This is a genomic window from Arthrobacter sp. 05T410, assembly GCF_056396505.1.
On sequence record NZ_JBFTLP010000042.1, the window covers coordinates 1 to 2411 of the forward strand.

The window sequence follows — 2411 nt, forward strand, 5'->3', positions numbered from 1 at the left end:
GAAACGCCCGGTCCCATCCCGAACCCGGAAGCTAAGACCCACAGCGCCGATGGTACTGCACCCGGGAGGGTGTGGGAGAGTAGGTCACCGCCGGAACACCATTAACGGTCGAGGACCCCCACCACACGTGGGGGTCCTCCCGCATTTAACGACCCTCTCAGGCAGGGCCGGGCCCCCGGCCCCGGAGCCCGGGCCCACGGCCGGCTGCCCCCAAACCGGTCCGGTACACGGCCAGATGCCCCCGGGCCGGGCCGGGCCGGTAATCGCCCCTGGCGCCCGATCGCCCGATGAGGGGCCCTACGACGTCGTATGCTCCGCCTTGAAGGAGGCCCCGCGTTGCTGCAGGAACGTACAGGCCGGACGCGCCTGGACGGCCTCATTCGGCATCGGGCACGCCGTCCCCTGCCCCTCCCGCTGACCTGAGCTTCCGGCGTCTGCGCCGGCGCCAGACGATCACCAGGCCAAGCACGACGAAGGGGACCAGCACCCAACCGCCGATGTCGAGAGCGTCACCGATGGCATTGGCCAGCGCCCCTGCCAAATAGGCGAGAACACTGAGGCTCGCGACCCAGGCAATGGACCCTGTGATGGTCCAGAGCAGAAAATTGGGCCACGGCATCTTGGCGGCCCCCGCGGCAATGGCGCCCCAGAGCCGGACCACTATGACCCAGCGGCCGAAGAACAAGGCTTTGCCGCCGTGCCGATCGAAGAACGACTCGAGCTGGAGGATGCGATTCTCGTCGGCGTGGAAGCGCCGTGCGAGTCGAAGCATCAGCGGACGGCCTCCCACCCGCCCAAGTACGTAGCCAATCGTGCTCCCGAGCATGGCGCCCAGGCTGCCGACCGCGATAACGGCGGCAAGGTTCAGGTCTCCGTGGCGCGCCGAGGCGTAGGCTCCAAGCAGGACGGCCACGGCGGGAAGCGGTACACCGGCGCACTGGGCCAGCACAATCACGAAGACGGCGAAGTAGTACGCCCATTCGTCCGCAACCCCTGCTTCCGCGGCGAAGTAGGCCGCCCAGCCGAGCGCCACGAAGCGGAAGGCAACTAATCCGGTCATCGCTCACACCTCACTCCGCTGCGCCGCCGTGGTTCATCATGACGGTCCCCGCGCTGCCCGCGTTCTGTCTGCGGTCATAACCCCCGCGACAGCACCGGGATGGCCCTTGTCTACCCTTGCGGCCGGGGCCGCGTCAAGAGCACGCTGCGGACACTGCCCGGCCGGCGGCGGCACAGCGTTTCCGGCCGCGGCGCTAGCCTCGGCCCTCCGGACGGATCGACCGCAACCACCACCGCCCGCGCCGCTACGACCGCCGGCCCTGCGCCTCTACTACGCCTCCTGCTTTAGGCCCTGAAGACTCACACACAGGCCATGCCCGCCCTCCCTCCTGGTGCGTACGACCTTCAGCACTAAGACGCTTGGGTGGATGCGCTTTCCGAGCATGAAGATGGATTCCGCGCGTGAGTGAAGGCCGTTGATGACACTGCCTGGGATCACGTCTGGTGGGAACACGTTCGCCAGGCGGCCCCGGCAGGCAATGGACACGCGTCTGTCTTGTTCGTCGTGGAACGTGCCGCTCTTGAAGGCGGGTATCCGATACAGATCACGGATCTGCGCGAGGCATCGCGCCGACCGTTCCGATGCATTGCGCGCGGACTCTGGGGAGTCGATAACACCTTAAACATTGCGAACATGGACTCGGGGAGCTCGCAGGAAGCACAGACAGCAAGGGTGACTTCAGGGGGTTGCCTGACAGTTCTTGCTGCTTCGATGTCGTGGGAACAGGCTGCGGCCGAATCAATTGCTCGATCAAACCACGAGATCGTGCAACTTCCGCCGCGGGTTTCAAGGTTCTTCGCTGATTCCAGGTAGCTGACGTTCGTCAGGTGTTCCCTTCAGCCACGATTTCGGCGGGGTGGCTGCTGTTGGGCCATCAACTCGTCATACGCCCCGGCAGATGGCAGATGGCAGATGCTGGGCGGAAGGCCGGCGATGATCGCGGCGGGATCCATAGGAGCCGGCTCAGGGTCAGGCAAGCCGTCAGACGTCCGGGAACCCGGTTGCGGTACCCCTCGAATAACACATGGTTCGGAGTCTGGCCCAGAAGGCATCGGAAGCATCCTGCCGCGTCACGGCTCTGTGGCGGCCTGCTTGGTTGCTATTGCCTGGCCGCCATGTGGGGGATCTGCTGGCACGGGGTTGGAGTGATGCACGGCATAGTGGCCGTGGGTGGCGGGGGAGCGTGTGATGAGGTGCGTGGCGGGTGGTTTTGGGTTGTGGTGGCGGGGTTTTTGGGTGGTGGGGTGGGTGTGGGGGGTGGAGTTGCGGTGGGGGCGTGGTGGGTGTATTGTTTTCTAAGTCGCCGCGAGGGAGACCAGCGGAAATGCTGGGAACCGGAGGCGGCCAATCC

At 65.9% G+C, this 2411-nt stretch carries 2 protein-coding genes and 1 rRNA gene; 2 read left to right on the top strand and 1 reads right to left on the bottom strand.

The window, feature by feature from the left end; translation table 11 throughout:
- Positions 1–96 (top strand): 5S ribosomal RNA (gene rrf / locus AC1DFR_RS22270); the annotation flags it as partial.
- Positions 97–376: 280 nt separating this feature from the next.
- Here rrf and AC1DFR_RS22275 read toward each other — a convergent pair.
- Positions 377–1060, bottom strand: coding sequence for a DedA family protein (locus tag AC1DFR_RS22275; RefSeq protein ID WP_476851869.1), 684 nt, complete (start codon positions 1058–1060; stop codon positions 377–379).
- A 405-nt stretch (positions 1061–1465) separates the two neighbouring features.
- Between AC1DFR_RS22275 and AC1DFR_RS22280 the strand changes: the two genes are divergently transcribed.
- Positions 1466–1873, top strand: a complete 408-nt coding sequence (locus AC1DFR_RS22280; protein WP_476874494.1) for a DUF6924 domain-containing protein — start codon at positions 1466–1468, stop codon at positions 1871–1873.
- Positions 1874–2411 lie beyond the last annotated feature (538 nt).